This is a genomic window from Streptomyces lusitanus, from assembly GCF_042647945.1.
Taxonomy (GTDB): domain Bacteria; phylum Actinomycetota; class Actinomycetes; order Streptomycetales; family Streptomycetaceae; genus Streptomyces; species Streptomyces pseudogriseolus.
Window position 1 is genome coordinate 273741 of sequence record NZ_JBHRWL010000011.1, and the last position, 18647, is coordinate 292387.

Here is an 18647-nt window from a genome sequence, read left to right on the forward strand (position 1 = left end):
CCGACGTTCTTACCTGCCGGTAGATTCGGATCCTCCGAACGATCAACTCTGAAACTTGTTCTAGATCGGCGTCCCGTCGTACTGTCGCGGGACAGTGCAGGCAGAAGGGGGTCCCAGAGTGACCGCTGAGGCCAGTCAGGCCGGGCCCTCGGCAGGCCCCGCATCCGACGGCTCGCGACCGCTCCGCATCGCGCTCCTCACCTACAAGGGAAACCCGTTCTGCGGTGGCCAGGGCGTCTACGTGCGCCACCTCTCCCGCGAACTGGCCCGGCTCGGGCACCGCGTCGAGGTCATCGGCGCCCAGCCCTACCCGGTGCTCGACGAGATCCACGACGGACCGGTCCTCACCGAGCTGCCCAGCCTCGACCTCTACCGCCAGCCGGACCCCTTCCGCACCCCGAAGCGCGACGAGTACCGCGACTGGATCGACGCCCTCGAGGTCGGCACCATGTGGACCGGCGGCTTCCCCGAGCCGCTGACCTTCTCGCTGCGCGCCCGCCGCCATCTGCGCGCCCGCCGCGGCGACTTCGACGTCGTCCACGACAACCAGACCCTCGGCTACGGCCTGCTCGGCGACCTCGGCGCGCCCCTGGTGACCACGATCCACCACCCCATCACCGTCGACCGCCGCCTCGAACTGGACGCCGCCGCCGACTGGCAGCGCCGCATGTCGGTGCGCCGCTGGTACGCCTTCACCCGCATGCAGAAGCGCGTCGCGCGCCGGCTGCCGTCCGTGCTCACCGTCTCCGGCAGCTCCCGTGCGGAGATCGTCGACGACCTCGGCGTACGGCCCGACCGCATCCACGTCGTCCACATCGGCGCCGACACCGACCTGTTCTCCCCGGACCCGTCCGTCGCCGTCGTGCCGGGCCGCATCGTCACCACCTCCAGCGCGGACGTGCCGCTGAAGGGCCTGGTCTTCCTCGTCGAGGCGCTCGCCAAGGTGCGCGCCGAACAGCCCGACGCCCACCTCGTCGTGGTCGGCAAGCGCCCCGCCGAGGGGCCCGTCGCCCAGGCGATCGAGCGCTACGGCCTCGAAGGCGCCGTCGAGTTCGTCAAGGGCATCTCCGACGCCGAACTCGTCGACCTGGTGCGCTCGGCGCAGGTCGCCTGCGTGCCGTCGCTCTACGAGGGCTTCTCCCTCCCGGCCGCCGAGGCCATGGCCACCGGCACCCCGCTGGTCGCCACCACCGGCGGGGCGATTCCCGAGGTGGCCGGCCCGGACGGGGAGACGTGTCTCGCCGTACCGCCCGGCGACGCGGGCGCCCTGGCCGCCGCGCTGACCCGGCTGCTCGGCGACGCGGAACTGCGCACCCGGCTCGGGGCAGCCGGACGGGAGCGGGTGCTGGCCCGCTTCACCTGGGCGCGTGCGGCCCAGGGCACGGTGGCCCGCTACCGCGAGGCGATGGCGACGGCGACGGCGCGTGCCGGCCGGGACACGGGCGCCGCCCGGCCCGGGACCCGGCGAGCGGACCGTGCCGCGACCGGGGCCGGCGACCACCCCGCGACCCCCGACGCCCCGGCCGTCGCCGGGGACGCCGCTCCCGACACCCCCACGGACCCGGCCGCCGCCGTGTCCGTGCCCGCCGCCGACACCTCCGACCGTGAAAGCAGGGCCACGTGCTGACCGTCGACTTCTCCCGGTTCCCGCTCGCCCCGGGCGACCGCGTCCTGGACCTCGGCTGCGGCGCCGGACGGCACGCCTTCGAGTGCTACCGGCGCGGCGCCCAGGTCGTCGCGCTGGACCGGAACGGCGAGGAGATCCGCGAGGTCGCCAAGTGGTTCGCGGCGATGAAGGAGGCCGGTGAGGCGCCCGCCGGGGCCACCGCCACCGCCATGGAGGGCGACGCCCTCGCCCTGCCCTTCCCCGACGAGTCCTTCGACGTCGTCATCATCTCCGAGGTGATGGAACACATCCCCGACGACAAGGGCGTCCTCGCCGAGATGGTGCGCGTCCTCAGGCCCGGCGGCCGCATCGCCGTCACCGTCCCGCGCTACGGCCCCGAGAAGGTCTGCTGGACCCTGTCCGACGCCTACCACGAGGTCGAGGGCGGCCACATCCGCATCTACAAGGCGGACGAACTCCTCGCCAGGATCCGCGAGGCGGGCCTGCGCCCCTACGGCACCCACCACGCCCACGCCCTGCACTCGCCGTACTGGTGGCTGAAGTGCGCGTTCGGCGTCGACAACGACAAGGCGCTGCCGGTCCGGGCGTACCACAAGCTGCTGGTCTGGGACATCATGAAGAAGCCGCTGGCCACCCGGGTCGCCGAGCGGGCGCTGAACCCGGTGATCGGCAAGAGCTTCGTGGCCTACGCGACCAAGCCGCACCTGCCGCGCGCCCAGGCGGACGCCACGTGACGACCGCCCGGCCGGCCGGCGACCCCCGCATCCCCCGCTCCGAACACCTCGTCCTCGACGGCGTGCTGACGGCAGAGGAGGCGGCGCGGACCGTCGCCGGGATCCTGGCCGTGCAGCGGGAGGACGGCGCCGTCCCGTGGTTCCGGGGCCACCACCTCGACCCGTGGGACCATGTCGAGGCCGCGATGGCGCTGGACACGGCGGGCGAGCACGAGGCGGCCGAACGGGCCTACCTGTGGCTGGCCCGGCACCAGCTCGCCGACGGCTCCTGGTACGCGGCCTACGCCGACGGGGACCCGCACGACGTCACCGACCGGGGCCGGGAGACCAACTTCGTCGCCTACATCGCGGTCGGCGTGTGGCACCACTACCTGGCCACCGGCGACGACACCTTCCTGGACCGCATGTGGCCCGCCGTGTGCGCGGCCGTGGAGTTCGTGCTCGAACTCCAGCAGCCCGGCGGCCAGATCGGCTGGCGGCGCGACGACGACGGCACGCCCGCCACGGACGCGCTGCTCACCGGCTCCTCCTCCGTGCACCACGCCCTGCGCTGCGCCCTCGCGATCGCCGAGCAGCGCGAGGAGCCCCAGCCCGACTGGGAGCTGGCCGTGGGCGCGCTGCGGCACGCCATCCGCCGCCACCCGGAGCGGTTCCTGGACAAGGACCGCTACTCCATGGACTGGTACTACCCGGTGCTCGGCGGCGCGCTGACCGGCGCCGAGGCAAGGGAGCGCATCGACGCGGGCTGGGAGCGGTTCGTGGTGCCCGGTCTCGGGGTGCGCTGCGTGGTGCCCAACCCGTGGGTCACCGGCGGCGAGTCCGCCGAACTCGCCCTGGCGCTCTGGGCGACGGGCGAGTCCGACCGCGCGCTGGAGGTGCTCCAGTCCATCCAGCACCTGCGCGACGCGGAGAGCGGCCTGTACTGGACGGGCTACGTCTTCGACGACGACGCCATATGGCCGCGTGAGCTGACCACCTGGACGGCCGGTTCGCTGCTGCTGGCCGTCGCCGCCCTCGGCGGCCACGAGCCGACCTGCGCGGTCTTCGGCGGCGAGCAGCTCCCGAAGGGCATGGACCCGGACTGCTGCCCGGACGCCTGACCGGTATGGACGCCTGACCGGTGATGACGCCTGGCCGGTACGGACGCCCGGCCGGGCGGGTCAGTGGCGGCGCAGGCGGCCGGCGACGGCGTGGCCGATGAACAGGTAGACGACGGCGGCGAGTCCGTAGCCGGCGACGACCCGCGCCCACTCCTCGTCGAAGGTGAACAGGTCACGCGACCAGGCGGCCAGCCAGTTCGCCGCGTCGTGGACGAACCGCACCAGGTCGTTGGCCCGGTTGGCGTCCAGCAGATACATCACGATCCACAGTCCGAGGATGACGGCCATGACGTCCGCGATCACCGCGATGACCGTCCCCGCGGAGGTGGAACCAGAGCGATATCGAGGGGACATGGTCTCCGTCTGGCCCCGAACGCCCGCTTGAAACCAGCCGCGTTCGCGGGCCGCACGCGAACGGCCCCCCGCCCGGGAGGGCGAGGGGCCGTCGACGACGGGGCCGTGGCTCAGCCGCGCTGGATGCCCGACGTGTCCTGGAGGACGCCGCGGCGGCCGTCCTGCGTCTGCGCGACCAGCGCCTGACCGCGCTGCTCCACCGCCAGGTACCAGGTGCCCGGGGCGAGTTCGGCGATCGGCGTCGGCGAGCCGTCCTCCGGGAACAGCGGACGCGGCACCGGCACGGCGAACCAGAACGGCGAGAAGTCGGGCGCGGGCGGCGCGGCCGGCTGGCCCTGCTGCGGCTGACCGCCGTACGGCTGGCCCGGCTGGCCGCCGCCGAAGGACGCCTGCTGGGCGCCCGGGTAGCCGTAACCGGCGGGCGGCTGCGCGCCGTACGGCTGCTGCGGGGCGGCGGGACGGGCGGCCGGGATCAGCGCGCCCTTGAGCGCTGGCACCAGCGGCGTGGCCACGGCGGCGGCAGCCATCAGCAGGGTCGCGACGAGGGCGAGGATCAGACCGAGGCCCGCGTCGGGGCCGTCACCGGCGCCGTCGAAGTTGTCGGCGCCGCCTGCCGGGTCGAAGACGTTGCCCAGCGCGCTCCAGGCGGCGAACACCGCGAACGCCACACCGAACGGGGCCAGTTCCAGACCCGCGACCTTCGGCGCCTGCGGCAGACCCCGGGCGACCACGATGAGAGCGGCGGCGATGAGCCCCGCGAGCACGACGCCCAGCAGCACCGGACCGCTTGCCCACAGGCTGGGAATCTCCGCGCTGTCCGGGGCGCCTTCGATCGAGTACAGATCGAGGAACGACGCGATGAACAGCAATACCGCTGCTCCGATCACCACGCCGTCGCCTCGAGTGAGGGAGCGGATATTCACTTCAGGTCCTTCGTAGGTTGTCTCGTCGTCGGAAGAGGCGTCGCTGTCACCGTGTCGGCCCCCGTGGGGTCCGGTGCGAAGCGCGGGGGTGGCCCCTGATCGTACGGACGACACTATCGTCCGCCGGATCGGGCTGTCCGCCCGGATCAGCGCGCTGATCCCTACCCGCGCAGGAAACTCACGATTCCCTCGGAAATCCCTTGCGCCGCTTTCTGCCGCCAGGCGCCGCTGGTCAGCAGCGCCGCGTCCTTGCTATCGCGCATGTTCCCGCACTCGATGAACACCTTCGGAACCGTTGACAGATTGAGACCGCCCAGGTCCTTCCGCGTGACGAGACCGGTGCCGCCGCCGATGTAGTTGGACGGCGCGGTGCCGGTGACGCGTACGAAGTTGCCCGCGATGCGCTCCCCGAGTGCGCGCGAGGGCGCCACGATGGCGCGGGTGTCCGCCTCACCGGCGTTCACCGAGCCCGGCAGGATCACATGGAAGCCGCGGTTGCCGGCGCCGGAGCCGTCCGCGTGGATCGAGACGACCGCGTCGGCCTTCGCCGCGTTGCCGATCCGGGCCCGCTCGTCCACGCACGGCCCGAACGGGCGGTCGCCGTCCTGCGTCAGCTTCACCGTCGCGCCCTGCTTCTCCAGGACGGCGCGCATCCGATGGGCGACGTCCAGGGTGAACTCCGCCTCGGCGTACCCGTCGTTGGTGGACGTGCCCGTGGTGTCGCACTCCTTGCGGTGGGTGCCCACGTCCACCTGCCGGTTGATCTCGGCGGTGTGCTCGGCGTTCGTCGGGTTGTGCCCGGGGTCGATGACGACCACCTTGCCCTTGAGCGGGCCGGCCGCGGCGGGCGCGGACGCGGAGGGCGTCCGTGACGCGGGGGACTTCTCGCCCCCGGCGGACGGCGAGGCGCCGCCTTCGGCGGGGGAGGAGGCGGCGGGCGACGGCGTACGGGGCGCGGCCGACGGGGAACCCTCGGCCTGCGCGCCCTTGTCGTCCGTGCCGCCCGTGGCCGCGTACACGCCCCAGCCGAGCAGTCCGCCGCACACGAGCGCGGCGACGCCGACGGTCAGCGGACCGCGGCGCGAGCGCCGCTGCGGGGGCGGATCGAAGTCGGGACCTGTGTACGACACGCAGCCACCCTAACGGTGCGCGGCGGCCGCACCCGTGCGGCGCAGGACGCGCAGCGAACCCGTGGCGGACACCTCCGTGAACTCCCCGGACGCCAGCGCCCGCTGGTGCACGCGGTAGGGGGCCTGCCCGGTGAACTCGTCCACCGGGTCGGGGAAGACGTCGTGGATGACGAGCAGCCCGCCCTCGGCGACATGCGGGGCCCAGCCCTCGTAGTCGGCGCTCGCGTGCTCGTCGGTGTGGCCGCCGTCGATGAACACCAGGCCCAGCGGGTGCGCCCACAGGGCGGCGATCTGCGGGGAACGCCCCACCAGCGCCACCACGTGCTCCTCGAGGCCGGCCCGGTTCAGGGTCCGCCGGAAGGTGGGCAGCGTGTCCATCACGCCCAGCTCCGGGTCGACCGTCTCCGGGTCGTGGTACTCCCAGCCCGGCTGCTGCTCCTCGCTGCCCCGGTGGTGGTCCACGGTGAGGGCGGTGACCCCGGCCGCGCGGGCCGCGCCGGCGAGCAGGACCGTGGACCGGCCGCAGTACGTGCCGATCTCCAGCAACGGCAGCCCCAGCCGCCCGGCCTCGGCCGCCGCCGCGTACAGCGCCAGCCCCTCGTCCAGCGGCATGAACCCCTTCGCCGCCTCGAACGCGGCGAGCACGGCCGCCTCCGGCCCCTTCACCATGGCCTCCGCCTCTCCGCGGCTCACAGAAGTCTCCACGGGGGCCATGCTGCCGTAGTCCCTGCGGGGGCGGGGGAGGGGGGTACTGGCAGGTAACCCGGTGGGTGTGCCGTCCCGTGACACGCCACGGACGACACACCCACCAGCCGGTTACGCCGTGACCGTCTCCGGCGGGAGGGCCAGGTCCACGTCCACGCAGTGGCCGTCGCCCGTGTGGGTCGCCGGGGCGGCCAGGGGGCCGTGGCCCGGGGCGCGGGCGGCGAGGACGTACGGGCCCTGCGCCGGGACGGCGAGGGTGTAGGTGCCGTCGGTCGCGGAGACCGTGGCGCCCGCGCGGCGGCCGTGCCGGTCGATGAGGGTGACCCGGGCGTGGGCGACGGGCGCGCCGGAGGCGTCCAGCACCCGCCCCCGGAAGCCGCGCAGCGCCTCCCGCGCCCGCGCCCGCGCCCGCTCCAAGTTTGCCTCCTCCTCGCTGCTCGCCCGCAGCTGCGGGCGAGCCGACGGACGCCGGCCGGGCAGGAACAGGGCCAGCACCAACCCGACGGCCACCGCCGCCGTGGCGATGCCGAACGACACCCGGAACCCGTGCAGCGTCGGCACCGCGACCCCGCCCACCACGTCCGAGGTGTTCGCCAGCACCATGCCGATCACGGCGCTGGACACCGACGTGCCGATGGAGCGCATCAGGGTGTTGAGGCCGTTCGCCGCGCCGGTCTCGGACGCCGGAACCGCGCCGACGATCAGCGCGGGCAGCGAGGAGTAGGCGAGACCGATGCCCGCGCCGAGGACCACCGAGGTGACGACGGTCTGCCAGGCGGCGCTCATCAGCCCGAGCCCGCCGCCGTACCCGGCCGCGATCACCAGCAGGCCGATGATCAGAGTGGTCTTGGGGCCGTACCGGGAGGACAGCCGCGCGTACACCGGCGCCGTGAACATCATCGTCAGGCCCAGCGGCGCCACGCACAGTCCCGCGACCACCATCGACTGCCCGAGCCCGTGCCCGGTCTCCGCGGGCAGCTGGAGCAGCTGGGGAAGGACCAGGGACACGACGAAGAAGGAGACGCCGACCATGATCGAGGCGAGGTTGGTGAGCAGCACCTCACGGCGGGCGGTGGTGCGCAGGTCCACCAGCGGGGCGCTCACCCGCAGCTCCATCACTCCCCACAGCAGCAGCACCACCGCCGCCGCGCCGAACAGGCCGAGCGTGGTGCCGGACGTCCAGCCCCAGTCGCTGCCCTTGGAGACGGGCAGCAGGAACAGCACCAGACCGGCGGTCAGCCCCAGCGCGCCCGGCAGGTCGAAGGAGCCCTTGGCGCGCAGCGGCGACTCGGGCACCACGGCCAGGGTGAGGGCGATCGCGAGGACGCCGAGGCCTGCCGCGCCGAGGTAGAGGGTGTGCCAGTCGGTGTGCTGGGCTACCAGCGCGGCGGCGGGCAGCGCCAGACCGCCGCCGACGCCGATCGAGGAGCTCATCAGCGCCATCGCGGAGCCCAGCCGCTCGCGCGGCAGCATGTCCCGCATCAGGCCGATGCCGAGCGGTATCGCGCCCATCGCGAAGCCCTGGAGCGTACGGCCGGCGATCATCACCAGCACATCGCTGGTGAACGCGCTGACCAGCGCGCCCACCACCATCACCGCGAGGCTCGCGACCAGCATCCGCCGCTTGCCGAAGAGATCGCCGAGCCGGCCCATGATCGGGGTGGCCACGGCGCCCGACAGCAGGGTCGAGGTCAGGACCCAGGTGGCGTCCGAGGGCGCGGTGTCCAGCAGGCGCGGCAGGTCCTTGATCACCGGGACCAGCAGGGTCTGCATCACCGCGACGACGATGCCCGCGAAGGCGAGGACGGGGACCACCGCCGCGCCCGCTCTTCCGGAGGGACGGACGGGCGACGTCTGTGTCATGAAGGGTGCCTCCAGGCAGCCGAACGGCAAGGTACGTGGAAGCTGAACCCCGTGCGCCGAGGCAACTATTCCGTTGCTTTGGCCCTCTAACGATTTCTTGACCGTTCCTTGAGTGTCCGCAGACCGGCCGCCGGGCAGAAGGCAGCCCGTCCTTCCTCGGTCCCGGGGCGGAGCGGGAGGTCGGACGAAATGCCGATGCGGCCCGCGCGAGGCGGTTGAGAGCATGACCCCCATGCTCGAAGCCCCCGACACCACCCGCGCCCCCGCCCGCACCGCACCGCCCGTGTGGCTGGTGGTGGCGCTCGCCTGCGCCGGCCAGTTCCTCGTCGTCCTCGACATCTCCGTGGTCAACGTGGCGCTGCCGTCCGTACGCGGCGGCCTCGCGCTGGACGAGCAGGGCCTGCAATGGGTGGTCAACGCGTACTCCATCGCGTTCGCCGGCTTCATGCTGCTCGGCGGCCGGGCCGGCGACCTCTACGGACGCAAGCGCATGTTCCTCGTCGGGCTCGGGCTGTTCACCCTGGCCTCGCTGGCCGGCGGACTCGCCCAGGAGGGCTGGCAGCTGCTGGTGGCGCGGGCCGTGCAGGGCCTCGGGGCGGCCGTCCTCGCGCCTTCCACGCTCACCCTCGTCACCTCGGCGGTGCCGGAGGGCGCGGCCCGCGCCCGTGCCATCGCCACCTGGACCGCCGTCGGCGCGGGCGGCGGCGCGGCGGGCGGTTTCGTCGGCGGGGTGCTCGTCGAGGCGCTCTCCTGGCGCTGGGTGCTGCTGATCAACGTGCCCGTCGGCGCGGTCGTCCTGGCCGCCGCCGCCCGCTGGATCAGTGAGAGCCGCGCCGGGGACGGCCGCCGCCTCGACCTGCCCGGCGCGATCCTCGTCACGGCCGGCCTCGCCACCCTGGCGTACGGGGTCTCCCAGACCGAGGCGGCCGGCTGGACGGCGGCGTCCACCGTGGTGCCGCTGTGCGCCGGACTCGCCCTCGTCGCCCTCTTCCTGCTCGCCGAGGCCCGCGCCAAGGCCCCGCTGATGCCGCTCGGGCTGCTGAAGCTGCGGTCCGTGGCCTCCGCCAACGTTGCCATGTTCCTCAGCGGCTCCGCGATGTTCTGCATGTGGTTCTTCATGACCCTCTACGCGCAGAACGTCCTCGGCTACACCCCGCTCGACGCCGGACTCGCCCTGGTGCCCAGCTCCCTCGCCGTGATCGTCGGCTCCAAGGCGGCCCCGCGTCTGATGCGGGCCACGGGAGCGCGCGCCGTGGCCGTGCTCGGCACGCTCGTCGCGCTGGCCGGCTTCGCCTGGCAGTCCACGATGACGGCGGACGGCGACTACCTCACCGCGATCATGATCCCGGGCGTCCTGATGATGCTCGGCGCGGGCCTCGCCGGCACCCCGCTGGCCTCCCTCGCCACGTCGGGCGCGGCCCCCGAGGAGGCCGGCCTGGTCTCCGGCCTGGTCAACACCTCCCGCACCATGGGCGGCTCGCTCGGCCTCGCCGTGATGGCGACGATCGCGGCGGCCCGCACCGACGGCCGCGGCACACCGGAGGCCCTGACCGAGGGCTATGCCCTGGTCTTCGCCACGGGAACCGCCGTCCTGGCGGTGGGCGCGGTCCTGATGTGGGCGTGGCTGCCGCGCACGGGGGCGGGGGAGAAGGGCTGAACCTCCGGTCCGGCTCGGGGGATGCCCCCGGTGTTTCCCCAAGCTGACCCGCCACCGTCCGCTGACCCGCCACCCCCCCGCTGACCCGCCACCGCACGCCGGGCCGTGCGGGTCGCCGGGCCACACACGTTGCCGGGCTATACAGGTTCCGAACACACCCGTGATCAGGAGCCCCATGCCCGTCGACATCACCCGTGCGCTCGCCGCCGCGCCCCGCACCACCGAGATCTCCTGGACCCCCGAGGACGTCCAGCTCTACCACCTCGGCATCGGCGCGGGCGTCCCCGCCACCGACCCCCGCGAGCTGCGCTACACCCTCGAGTCCCGGCTGCACGTCCTGCCGAGCTTCGCCACCGTCGCGGGCGGCGGGCCGCCCGGGGTGATCGCGGCCCTGTCCATGCCCGGCGTCGACGTGGACCTCGCCCGCGTGCTGCACGGCGGCCAGTCGCTCCGCGTGCACCGCCCCCTGCCCGTGCGGGCCACCGCCACCCGCACCGACCGGATCACCGCCGTGCACGACAAGGGCAAGGCCGCGGTGCTGGTCCTGCGGAGCGACGCCGCCGACGCGGACGGCCCGCTGTGGACGGCCGAGGCGCAGGTGTACGTGCGCGGCGAGGGCGGCTGGGGCGGCGACCGCGGGCCGTCGGCGGGCGCGCCTGAGGAGCAGGGCGCCCCCGACCGCACCGTCGAGCGCCCCGTACGGGAGGACCAGGCGCTGCTCTACCGCCTCACCGGCGACCTCAACCCCCTGCACGCCGACCCCGGGTTCGCGCGCCGCGCCGGTTTCGACCGCCCCGTGCTGCACGGGCTGTGCACCTACGGCATGACCCTCAAGGCGGTCGTCGACACCCTCCTCGACGGCGACGTCACCCGCGTCCGCTCCAGCACCGCCCGGTTCGCCGGGGTGACGTACCCGGGGGAGACGCTGCGGATCCGCATGTGGCGCGGGGACGGCACGGTGCGGGTGACCGTGGGCGCGGTGGAACGCGAGGACGCGCCCGTACTGACGGGCGCGACGGTGGAGTTCGCCCAGGATTGAGGACGGGGAGACGGCGACGGCCCCGACCGTCGGACGACGATCGGGGCCGTGCTGCTCGTTCCACCCGCGGAGGGTGAGGACCGCTGACCTGGGTCAGGCGGCCGACTCCCCGCGGTCGTTCTCCTGGGTCGGCTTGCGGTGCCGGCCACGCGGGGACGTCTCCGTCTCCTGCGTGGAGACCGGCCCCCGGTGCCTGCCCTGACCCACGGCGGCCTGCTCGTGCTCGACGGGCCGCGGCTCGTGCGTGATGACGTCGCTCATCGGAAGGAATTCACCCCGTAAACATGATCTTTCCTACAGCCGGGCGAGTCTAACCGGCCCACCGCACCCCGGATCCAGGCGGCCACGCCAACCGCCACTAGTTCGTTACAAGCCGTCCGAGGGGCGCCTGCTGAAGCGGCACCGGACGCGGCACGTCGGCCAGGGAGTTGAGGTGATGAACCGTCATCTCCGTTTTACCGGTGGGTAGTTGACCGGTAAACTGGTCGGGGTGCGGAGACGCCGGTTCCGCGCTCCCGGCGCCCACCGCGCCCTCCCCGCCCACCGCGTTTGCCGCGCCCTGCGCGTCCGCCCCGGCGCCCTGAGGGTCGTCCTCCGCCCGCCGTTCCTCGTCCGGCATCGTCAGCGTGGCCACCCCGCACGGCACCGCGCCGGTGGAGAACGGGAGCCGCAGCACCCCGTCCACCGTCCACAGCCCCGTGCCGGACAGCCAGCCCGCCGGGGCCGGGACATGGTGGACGCGCCGCTCGGCGGGACGCCACAGCCCGATCCAGCCGGCGCCGTCCGCCCCCTCCACGTGGAGCGCCACCGCGCAGCCCTCCGGGGTCAGCATCTGCCCCGGCTGGACCGCGAACGGCGTGACCGTACGGTCCGGCAGCCGCAGGCACTCGGGGAACCGCACCGGCAGGGTGCTGCCCAGCACCCCCCAGCCCAGCCGCGCCCGGCCGGGGGAGGGAGCGTCCGAGCGGATCAGCAGCAGGCCGCTGTCCGGGTCGGCGAGCAGCACCCGGTCGTCGCTGCCGGGGGCGATCTGCAGCAGCGGGGACACCTCGCCGCCGCGTCCGAGGTCGACCACGACCGACTTGACGCGTCCGCCCGCCTCCCGGTCCAGGGCGAGCATCCGGCCCTCGCGGTCCAGCCACACCCCGCCCGAGCAGCCGCCGGGGATCTCCGCGACCCGCTCGGGCCCGGACCCGCCGCCCGCCACCAGCCACACCGTCGCGCTGTGCCGGCCGGCGGCGAGGGCGTACGCCCGGCGGCCGTCCGGGGCCGGGGGCAGCAGCCGCAGCCGGGTCCCCTCCTCCGGGCACTCGACCACGCCGAGCGGCAGCTCGCCGGTGCCGGGGCCGGTCGGGTACAGCAGGGAGAAGGCGTGCCGCCCGTCCACCAGCCGGCGGATGAGGACCCGGCCGTCACTGAGGGGCTGTACCTCGGTGCCGGGCTCCTCCGGCTGGTTGCCGGGCAGCGGCACCGCGTACGGCTCGGGGCCGTCCAGGGTCCAGCGCTCCGGGAACAGGGAGTCGCCGGCGAGGGCCAGGCGGGCGGCGTAGCAGCCGTCCGCGGTGATGGTGCAGCCCGCCCGTCCCGCTCCGTTCTCGTGTGCCGCCGCAGGTTCGATGGCGCAGACCGTCATCGTTCGGTCACCTCCGGTGACGAACGGTAGTTTTCGCGGACGGAGGCGGCGGAGCGGAGGGGCGCGCTTCACACGTAAGGGTGCTCCAGGAACGATTCTGCTGAGGAAGGGCGGGGAGTGTGCTCCACCCGGTGCGTGCCGGACGCCTGCCGGTTCTCGCACGCGACCGTGCCCGCACCGGGCCTGAAGCGGCCGGGGACCGTGCCCGCAGCGGGCCTGAAGCGGCCGGGGACCGTGCCCGCAGCGGGCCGGGGCCGGATCCGGTACTGCCGTGCGAAAGGGGCAGGTAGCCTTGGCGGCGTGCCCCGTCTGTCAGAAGTCATCGCTGCGCTGGACAACCTGTGGCCCGCCGAGCGGGCCGAGTCCTGGGACGCGGTCGGCACCGTCGCGGGCGATCCGGACCAGGACGTCGAGCGCGTCCTGTTCGCCGTCGACCCGGTCCAGGAGATCGTCGACGAGGCGGTGAAGCTCGGCGCCGGCCTGCTGGTGACCCACCACCCGCTCTACCTGCGCGGCACGACCACCGTCGCGGCCTCCACCTTCAAGGGCCGCGTGGTGCACACGCTCATCAAGAACGACATCGCGCTGCACGTCGCCCACACCAACGCCGACACCGCCGACCCGGGAGTCTCCGACGCCCTCGCCGGCGCGCTCGGCCTCCGTGTCGTACGACCCCTGGTGCCGGACCCGTCCGACCCCGCGGGCCGGCGGGGCCTGGCCCGCGTGTGCGAGCTCGACACCCCGCACACCGTGCGGGAGTTCGCCGCCCTCGCCGCCGAGCGGCTGCCCGCCACCGCGCAGGGCATCCGCGTCGCCGGCGACCCGGACGCGCCGGTGCGGACGGTGGCCGTCAGCGGCGGCTCCGGCGACAGCCTCTTCGACCACGTCCGGGCCGCCGGCGTGGACGCCTTCCTCACCGCGGACCTGCGCCACCACCCGGCCTCCGAGTTCATGGCGGACCGCGCCCACCGTCCTCTCGCGCTGCTCGACGCGGCGCACTGGGCCACCGAGTGGCCCTGGTGCGAGCTGGCCGCCGCCCAGCTCGACGAGATCTCCGACCGGCACGGCTGGGACCTGCGGGTCCACGTCTCGCGCACGGTCACCGACCCCTGGACCGCCCACGCGGCGTCGTCCAGCGCCACCACTGACACATCTGGAGCCCCCAACTGAACGCCGAGCCCGCCGACCAGATCCGACTTCTCGACGTACAGGACCTCGACGTCCGCCTCCAGCAGCTCGCGCACAAGCGGAAGTCGCTGGCGGAGCACGCCGAGATCGAGTCGCTGAACCGGGACCTCACCCAGCTGCGCGACCTGCTCGTCGCCGCGCAGACCGAGGAGAGCGACTGCGCGCGCGAGCAGACCAAGGCCGAGCAGGACGTCGACCAGGTGCGCCAGCGCGCCGCCCGCGACCAGAAGCGTCTCGACTCCGGCGCCGTCTCCTCGCCCAAGGACCTGGAGAACCTCCAGCGCGAGATCGCCTCCCTCGCCAAGCGTCAGGGCGACCTGGAGGACGTCGTCCTCGAGGTCATGGAGCGCCGTGAGTCCGCCCAGGAGCGGGTCGCCGAGCTGACCGAGCGGGTCGGTTCCGTGCAGGGCCGCATCGACGACGCGACCGCCCGCCGGGACGCGGCGCTGGAGCAGATCGACGGCGAGACCGCCTCCGTGACGAAGGAGCGCGAGGTCGTCGCCGCCTCCGTGCCGGCCGCGCTGCTCAGCCTGTACGACAAGCTGCGCGAGCAGCAGGGCGGCATCGGCGCGGCCAAGCTGTACGCCCGCACGTGCCAGGGATGCCGTCAGGAGCTCGCCATCACCGAGCTGAACGAGATCCGCGCCGCCGCCCCGGACACCGTGGTGCGCTGCGAGAACTGCCGCCGCATCCTGGTCCGCACGGCGGAGTCGGGACTGTAGGAACCACCACCGGCAAGGGATCGAGTCCGATGCGGGAGTTCGTCGTCGAGGCGGACGGCGGGTCACGGGGCAACCCGGGACCCGCCGGGTACGGGGCCGTGGTGAGCGACGCGGCGACGGGGGAGACCCTGGCGGAGGCGGCCGAGTACATCGGCGTCGCCACCAACAACGTCGCCGAGTACCGGGGTCTGCTGGCCGGCCTGCGCGCCGCCCGGGAGCTGGACCCCGAGGCCCGGGTCCACGTCCGGATGGACTCCAAGCTCGTCATCGAGCAGATGTCCGGCCGCTGGAAGATCAAGCACCCGGCGATGAAGCCGCTCGCGGCGGAGGCCGCGACGGTCTTCCCGCCGGGGCAGGTCACCTACGAGTGGATCCCCCGCGAACGCAACACCCACGCGGACCGCCTGGCCAACGAGGCGATGGACGCGGGCAGGCGGGGGGAGCGGTGGTCGCCGGCGGCGAGCCGCGCCGACCTGGACACCCCCTCGACCGCTCCGGCCGCCCCGGCCCCGGAGGGCCCGCCCGGCGACGCGACGGCGGGCGCGGCACGGGTACGGGCGGCGATGGCGTCGGCGGCGGGCACAGCCCAGGGCCGCGGCGCCGAGGACGCCTCCGGCGAGGTCGCCTATGGCGAGGTCGCCTCCGGTGCGGGGCCGGCCGCGGAACGTGGCGCGGGGGCCGTCGACTCGGACGCGGCGGACACCCACGGCGGGCGCGCCGCCGGAGCAAGCGGTGACGGAACGAGCGGTGCGGCGCCGACCGGCCGGGCTTCGGGCGGCCGGCCGGCGGAGCACAGCGCTGCGGAGGACCGAGCCGCGGGCGCACCGGGCGAGGGCCCCGCAGCCGGCACCGGAGACGGCGCGGGCAAGGGTGCGCGAGCGTCGGCGGTGAGCCGCCCGGCGACGGACACCCCCGCTCGTGACGCCGGCGCCGATGCCGATGAACCCGGCGCGGCCGTGGCCGCCGACGCCGATCGTCGGGCCGCCCAGGCCGTCGCCACCCCCTCCTCCGGGTGGGCGCCCGCCGACATGGGGGCGCCGGCCACCTTCGTGCTGCTGCGGCACGGTGAGACGCCGCTCACCCCGCAGAAGCGGTTCTCGGGCAGCGGGGGCAGTGACCCCTCCCTCTCCGGCATCGGGCGCGAGCAGGCCGAGAAGACCGCCGCCGCGCTCGCCCGGCGCGGCACCGTGCAGGCGGTCGTCGCCTCGCCCCTCGCCCGTACCCGCGAGACGGCCGGGATCGTCGCCGCCCGGCTCGGACTCGACGTGACCGTCGAGGACGGGCTGCGCGAAACGGACTTCGGCGCCTGGGAGGGCCTCACCTTCGGCGAGGTGCGCGAGCGGTACCCCGAGGACCTGGACGCCTGGCTGGCGTCGCCGGACGCCGAACCCACCGGCGGCGGCGAGAGTTTCGCGGCCACCGCCGCCCGGGTCGCCGAGGCCCGTGACAAGCTGCTCGCGGAGTACCGGGGTCGTACGGTCCTGCTGGTCACGCACGTGACCCCGGTCAAGACCCTGATCCGCCTCGCCCTGGGCGCCCCGCCCGAGGCGCTGTTCCGCATGGAACTGTCCGCCGCCTCGCTGTCCGCCGTGGCGTACTACGCCGACGGCAACGCCAGCGTCCGGCTGTTCAACGACACGTCCCACCTGCGCTAGCCGTATTCACCCGCAGGGCCCCGCCCGCCGGTCACCGCAGCGCCGCGGCCTCCCGCGCCAGCCGCTCCACGCGGTCCCAGTCGCGGGCGGCCACCGCGTCCTCCGGCAGCATCCAACTCCCGCCGACACAGCCCACGTTGGGCAGCGCCAGGTACTCGGGGGCGGTGTCGGGGCCGATCCCTCCGGTGGGGCAGAAGCGTGCCTGCGGCAGCGGACCCGCCAGGGACTTCAGATACGCGGTGCCGCCCGCGGCCCGCGCCGGGAAGAACTTCATCTCCCGTACCCCGCGCTCCAGCAGCGCCATCACCTCCGACGCCGTGGACACGCCCGGCAGGAACGGCACCCCCGACGCCCGCATCGCCGCCAGCAGCGCGTCCGTGCAGCCCGGGCTGACCAGGAACCGCGCCCCGGCCGTCACCGCGTCCGTCACCTGCTCCGGCGTGAGCACCGTTCCGGCGCCGACCACGGCCCCCGGCACCTCGGCGGTGATCGCCCGGATCGCGTCCCGCGCGGCCGGGGTCCGCAGCGTCACCTCGATCGCGGGCAGCCCGCCCGTCACCAGCGCCCGCGCCAGCGGCACGGCGTCGGCGACGTCCTCGACGACGACCACGGGCACCACGGGAGCGAGCCCGAGCACCGAGAAGGAGGGGGCGGTGCCCGGTTCGGGCATGCCGGACGGCGGCAGGGGAGCGTTCATGACGCTCATCCTGCCGTCGCCACGCATCCTGCGCAAAGGTCGTTGCACACAATGCAACGAGCCAACGAGCCAACGAGCCAACGAGCCAACGAGCCAACGAGCCAACGAGCCAACGAGCCAACGAGCCTATGAGTCGGCGAGTTGGCGAGGCGGGTCAGTGCACCTCGTCCACCAGCACGTCCAGCGCCCACGCCGTCCCCGCACGGGCCGGCGCTGCGGCCTCCACCACGTACCCGAGGTCCCGCAGCGCCTCCACCAGCTCCGCCGGACCCTTCGGCGCGGCCCCGTCCGTCAGCAGGCTCCGCACGATCCTGCCCTTGGTCGCCTTGTTGAAGTGGCTGACCACCTTCCGGGTCGGCGCGTGCAGCACGCGGACCGTCGCCGTCCGCCCGGCCACCTCGCCCTTCGGCTTCCACGCCGCCGCGTACGCCGCCGAGCGCAGGTCGAGCACCAGCCCCGACCCCGCGGCCTCCGGCAGCACCTCCGCCATCGGCGCCCGCCAGAACGCGCCCAGCGCCCCGAGGCCAGGCAGCTTGACCCCCATCGAGCAGCGGTAGGAGGGGATGCGGTCGGTCACCCGCACCGCGCCCCACAGCCCGGAGAACACCAGCAGCGACCTCGCCGCCCGCCGCTTCGCCGCCGCGTCGAGCGAGGCCAGGCCCAGGGCGTCGTACAGCACGCCGGTGTAGATCTCCCCGGCCGGACGGGCCCCGGCGGTGCGCAGCTCGCGGTTTTTCGCGACCTCGCCCCGCAGCCCCTCGCTCAGCCCGAGCACCTCGCGCGCCTTCTCCTCGTCGCCGGAGCAGAGGTCGACCAGCTCGGTCAGGACCTCCTCCCGCGCGGCGGTCAGTCCCGGCAGCGACAGGGACTCGGTCCGCAGCGGGGCGCCGCGGCCGGAAGCGGCCTTGCCTTCGGACGGCGGCAGCAGGACAAGCACACGTACTCCTTCGATCTGGGCCCGCCAGTCAGGGTACGGCCTGCCGCCGGCCGTCCGGCCGGGTGGCGTGGGCGTACGACGGCACTCGCCGCCGCGCCCGTCACGCGGCGGCGGTCAGCGCCCGTACCAGGCCGTCGGCGTCGTCGGCGTGGAAGCGGACCACGCGGACGTCACGGGTCCGGCCGAGGAGCGACCGGTGCGGGACCGGCTCGGTCAGCTCCACCGTCACGGTCGTCTGAGAGCCGACGGCGAGGTCGAGCTCGCCGTCCGCCGGCTCGTGGGTCATCCGCAGCTCGCGCCGCACGGACGCGATCCGCTCCCTCGGTATCCGCAGGTCCACATGGACGGCTCGACGCACCCGCAGCCCGTCGGGCCCGACGACGTGCGGCCGTACGACGGACGCGGCGTACAGGGCGACGACGAGGACGACCGTGTAGACGTCCAGGAAGAGCACCACCGTGTGCGCGGCCGGCCAGTCGCTCAGCAGCGCGGACATCGCGACCGTCTCCACCACGCACACGAACGCGAGCCCGAACATCATGGCCGCCTCCCCGCGCGCGTACCCGAAGGCCGTGCCCTCGCGCGTGCCGTGCGTACGCCGTGCCATCCACAGCATCAGGCTCGCCAGCAGCCGCGCCTCGTGCCGCACCAGCGTCCACCCCACCCGCGCCGCCGCCATCACG

Annotated in this window: 18 protein-coding genes; 8 read left to right on the plus strand and 10 right to left on the minus strand. The window is 74.4% G+C overall.

All coding sequences use genetic code 11. From position 1 onward, the window contains the following. Positions 1-118: 118 nt before the first annotated feature. From ACFOSY_RS19185 to ACFOSY_RS19195, 3 genes are read left to right on the plus strand one after another with little or no spacing between them, the layout of a single operon-like run. Positions 119-1627, plus strand: coding sequence for a glycosyltransferase family 4 protein (locus tag ACFOSY_RS19185; RefSeq protein WP_394308414.1), 1509 nt, complete (start codon positions 119-121; stop codon positions 1625-1627). Further along, the gene (locus ACFOSY_RS19190) at positions 1621-2361 is read left to right on the plus strand and encodes a class I SAM-dependent methyltransferase (RefSeq protein WP_394308416.1); all 741 of its coding nucleotides are present in this window, start codon (positions 1621-1623) and stop codon (positions 2359-2361) included. Before ACFOSY_RS19185 ends, ACFOSY_RS19190 begins: the two co-directional genes overlap by 7 nt. Next, positions 2358-3461: a prenyltransferase gene (locus ACFOSY_RS19195; protein WP_394308418.1), complete on the plus strand. Its 1104-nt coding sequence runs from the start codon at positions 2358-2360 to the stop codon at positions 3459-3461. Before ACFOSY_RS19190 ends, ACFOSY_RS19195 begins: the two co-directional genes overlap by 4 nt. 60 nt (positions 3462-3521) lie before the next feature. Here the strand turns inward: ACFOSY_RS19195 and ACFOSY_RS19200 are convergent, their stop codons facing one another. From ACFOSY_RS19200 to ACFOSY_RS19220, 5 genes are all read right to left on the minus strand, one after another. After that, positions 3522-3815: a hypothetical protein gene (locus tag ACFOSY_RS19200; RefSeq protein ID WP_394308421.1), complete on the minus strand. Its 294-nt coding sequence runs from the start codon at positions 3813-3815 to the stop codon at positions 3522-3524. 110 nt (positions 3816-3925) lie between these two features. After that, the gene (locus tag ACFOSY_RS19205; RefSeq protein WP_394308423.1) at positions 3926-4738 is read right to left on the minus strand and encodes a DUF5336 domain-containing protein; all 813 of its coding nucleotides are present in this window, start codon (positions 4736-4738) and stop codon (positions 3926-3928) included. A gap of 161 nt (positions 4739-4899) precedes the next feature. Beyond that, the gene (locus tag ACFOSY_RS19210; protein WP_394308425.1) at positions 4900-5868 is read right to left on the minus strand and encodes an N-acetylmuramoyl-L-alanine amidase; all 969 of its coding nucleotides are present in this window, start codon (positions 5866-5868) and stop codon (positions 4900-4902) included. Between the two features lie 9 nt (positions 5869-5877). Beyond that, positions 5878-6537, minus strand: a complete 660-nt coding sequence (locus ACFOSY_RS19215; protein WP_225654097.1) for a class I SAM-dependent methyltransferase — start codon at positions 6535-6537, stop codon at positions 5878-5880. Positions 6538-6684: 147 nt separating this feature from the next. Beyond that, entirely contained in the window at positions 6685-8436 is a 1752-nt protein-coding gene (locus ACFOSY_RS19220; protein ID WP_394308427.1) for an MFS transporter, read from the minus strand. Positions 8437-8659: 223 nt separating this feature from the next. Between ACFOSY_RS19220 and ACFOSY_RS19225 the strand changes: the two genes are divergently transcribed. Both ACFOSY_RS19225 and ACFOSY_RS19230 read left to right on the plus strand, forming a co-directional pair. Continuing rightward, positions 8660-10093: an MFS transporter gene (locus tag ACFOSY_RS19225; RefSeq protein ID WP_394308429.1), complete on the plus strand. Its 1434-nt coding sequence runs from the start codon at positions 8660-8662 to the stop codon at positions 10091-10093. A 175-nt stretch (positions 10094-10268) separates the two neighbouring features. After that, positions 10269-11132 carry a MaoC/PaaZ C-terminal domain-containing protein gene (locus ACFOSY_RS19230; RefSeq protein ID WP_394308431.1) on the plus strand — a complete coding sequence of 288 codons (864 nt, stop codon included), beginning with the start codon at positions 10269-10271 and terminating at the stop codon, positions 11130-11132. Positions 11133-11225: 93 nt separating this feature from the next. Here ACFOSY_RS19230 and ACFOSY_RS19235 read toward each other — a convergent pair whose 3' ends face one another. Both ACFOSY_RS19235 and ACFOSY_RS19240 read right to left on the minus strand, forming a co-directional pair. Continuing rightward, positions 11226-11393 carry a hypothetical protein gene (locus ACFOSY_RS19235; RefSeq protein WP_394308433.1) on the minus strand — a complete coding sequence of 56 codons (168 nt, stop codon included), beginning with the start codon at positions 11391-11393 and terminating at the stop codon, positions 11226-11228. A gap of 97 nt (positions 11394-11490) precedes the next feature. After that, a complete protein-coding gene (locus tag ACFOSY_RS19240) occupies positions 11491-12765 on the minus strand; it encodes a hypothetical protein (RefSeq protein ID WP_394308436.1) in 1275 nt (424 codons plus the stop codon). 300 nt (positions 12766-13065) lie between these two features. On the opposite strand from ACFOSY_RS19240, the gene ACFOSY_RS19245 reads away from it, so the two are divergent. Genes ACFOSY_RS19245 through ACFOSY_RS19255 form a run of 3 tightly spaced genes read left to right on the plus strand, consistent with a single transcriptional unit; the run spans position 13066 to position 16330 of the window. Continuing rightward, on the plus strand, positions 13066-13935 hold the full coding sequence (locus ACFOSY_RS19245) for a Nif3-like dinuclear metal center hexameric protein (RefSeq protein WP_394308439.1): 870 nt from the start codon (positions 13066-13068) through the stop codon (positions 13933-13935). After that, a complete protein-coding gene (locus tag ACFOSY_RS19250) occupies positions 13932-14675 on the plus strand; it encodes a zinc ribbon domain-containing protein (RefSeq protein ID WP_078886665.1) in 744 nt (247 codons plus the stop codon). Before ACFOSY_RS19245 ends, ACFOSY_RS19250 begins: the two co-directional genes overlap by 4 nt. Before the next feature lie 29 nt (positions 14676-14704). After that, on the plus strand, positions 14705-16330 hold the full coding sequence (locus ACFOSY_RS19255) for a bifunctional RNase H/acid phosphatase (RefSeq protein ID WP_394308441.1): 1626 nt from the start codon (positions 14705-14707) through the stop codon (positions 16328-16330). A 31-nt stretch (positions 16331-16361) separates the two neighbouring features. Here the strand turns inward: ACFOSY_RS19255 and eda are convergent, their stop codons facing one another. The 3 genes from eda to ACFOSY_RS19270 form a co-directional block, all read right to left on the minus strand. Next, positions 16362-17027 carry a bifunctional 4-hydroxy-2-oxoglutarate aldolase/2-dehydro-3-deoxy-phosphogluconate aldolase gene (gene eda / locus ACFOSY_RS19260; protein ID WP_394308443.1) on the minus strand — a complete coding sequence of 222 codons (666 nt, stop codon included), beginning with the start codon at positions 17025-17027 and terminating at the stop codon, positions 16362-16364. 154 nt (positions 17028-17181) lie between these two features. Continuing rightward, positions 17182-17964 (minus strand): peroxide stress protein YaaA, encoded by a 783-nt coding sequence (yaaA, locus tag ACFOSY_RS19265; protein WP_394308445.1) that lies wholly within the window; start codon positions 17962-17964, stop codon positions 17182-17184. A gap of 100 nt (positions 17965-18064) precedes the next feature. Beyond that, complete coding sequence (locus tag ACFOSY_RS19270; RefSeq protein WP_394308447.1) at positions 18065-18643, minus strand: hypothetical protein; 579 nt, start codon at positions 18641-18643, stop codon at positions 18065-18067. Positions 18644-18647: the final 4 nt, after the last annotated feature.

Bases quoted from the DNA above. Each gene is read 5' to 3' on its own strand.
- ACFOSY_RS19200 (WP_394308421.1), bottom strand. From the start codon at position 3,815: ATGTCCCCTCGATATCGCTCTGGTTCCACCTCCGCGGGGACGGTCATC.
- ACFOSY_RS19215 (WP_225654097.1), bottom strand. From the start codon at position 6,537: ATGGTGAAGGGGCCGGAGGCGGCCGTGCTCGCCGCGTTCGAGGCGGCG.
- ACFOSY_RS19220 (WP_394308427.1), bottom strand. From the start codon at position 8,436: ATGACACAGACGTCGCCCGTCCGTCCCTCCGGAAGAGCGGGCGCGGCG.
- ACFOSY_RS19225 (WP_394308429.1), top strand. From the start codon at position 8,660: ATGACCCCCATGCTCGAAGCCCCCGACACCACCCGCGCCCCCGCCCGC.
- ACFOSY_RS19230 (WP_394308431.1), top strand. From the start codon at position 10,269: ATGCCCGTCGACATCACCCGTGCGCTCGCCGCCGCGCCCCGCACCACC.
- ACFOSY_RS19235 (WP_394308433.1), bottom strand. From the start codon at position 11,393: ATGAGCGACGTCATCACGCACGAGCCGCGGCCCGTCGAGCACGAGCAG.
- ACFOSY_RS19240 (WP_394308436.1), bottom strand. From the start codon at position 12,765: ATGACGGTCTGCGCCATCGAACCTGCGGCGGCACACGAGAACGGAGCG.
- ACFOSY_RS19255 (WP_394308441.1), top strand. From the start codon at position 14,705: ATGCGGGAGTTCGTCGTCGAGGCGGACGGCGGGTCACGGGGCAACCCG.
- eda (WP_394308443.1), bottom strand. From the start codon at position 17,027: ATGAACGCTCCCCTGCCGCCGTCCGGCATGCCCGAACCGGGCACCGCC.
- ACFOSY_RS19270 (WP_394308447.1), bottom strand. From the start codon at position 18,643: ATGGCGGCGGCGCGGGTGGGGTGGACGCTGGTGCGGCACGAGGCGCGG.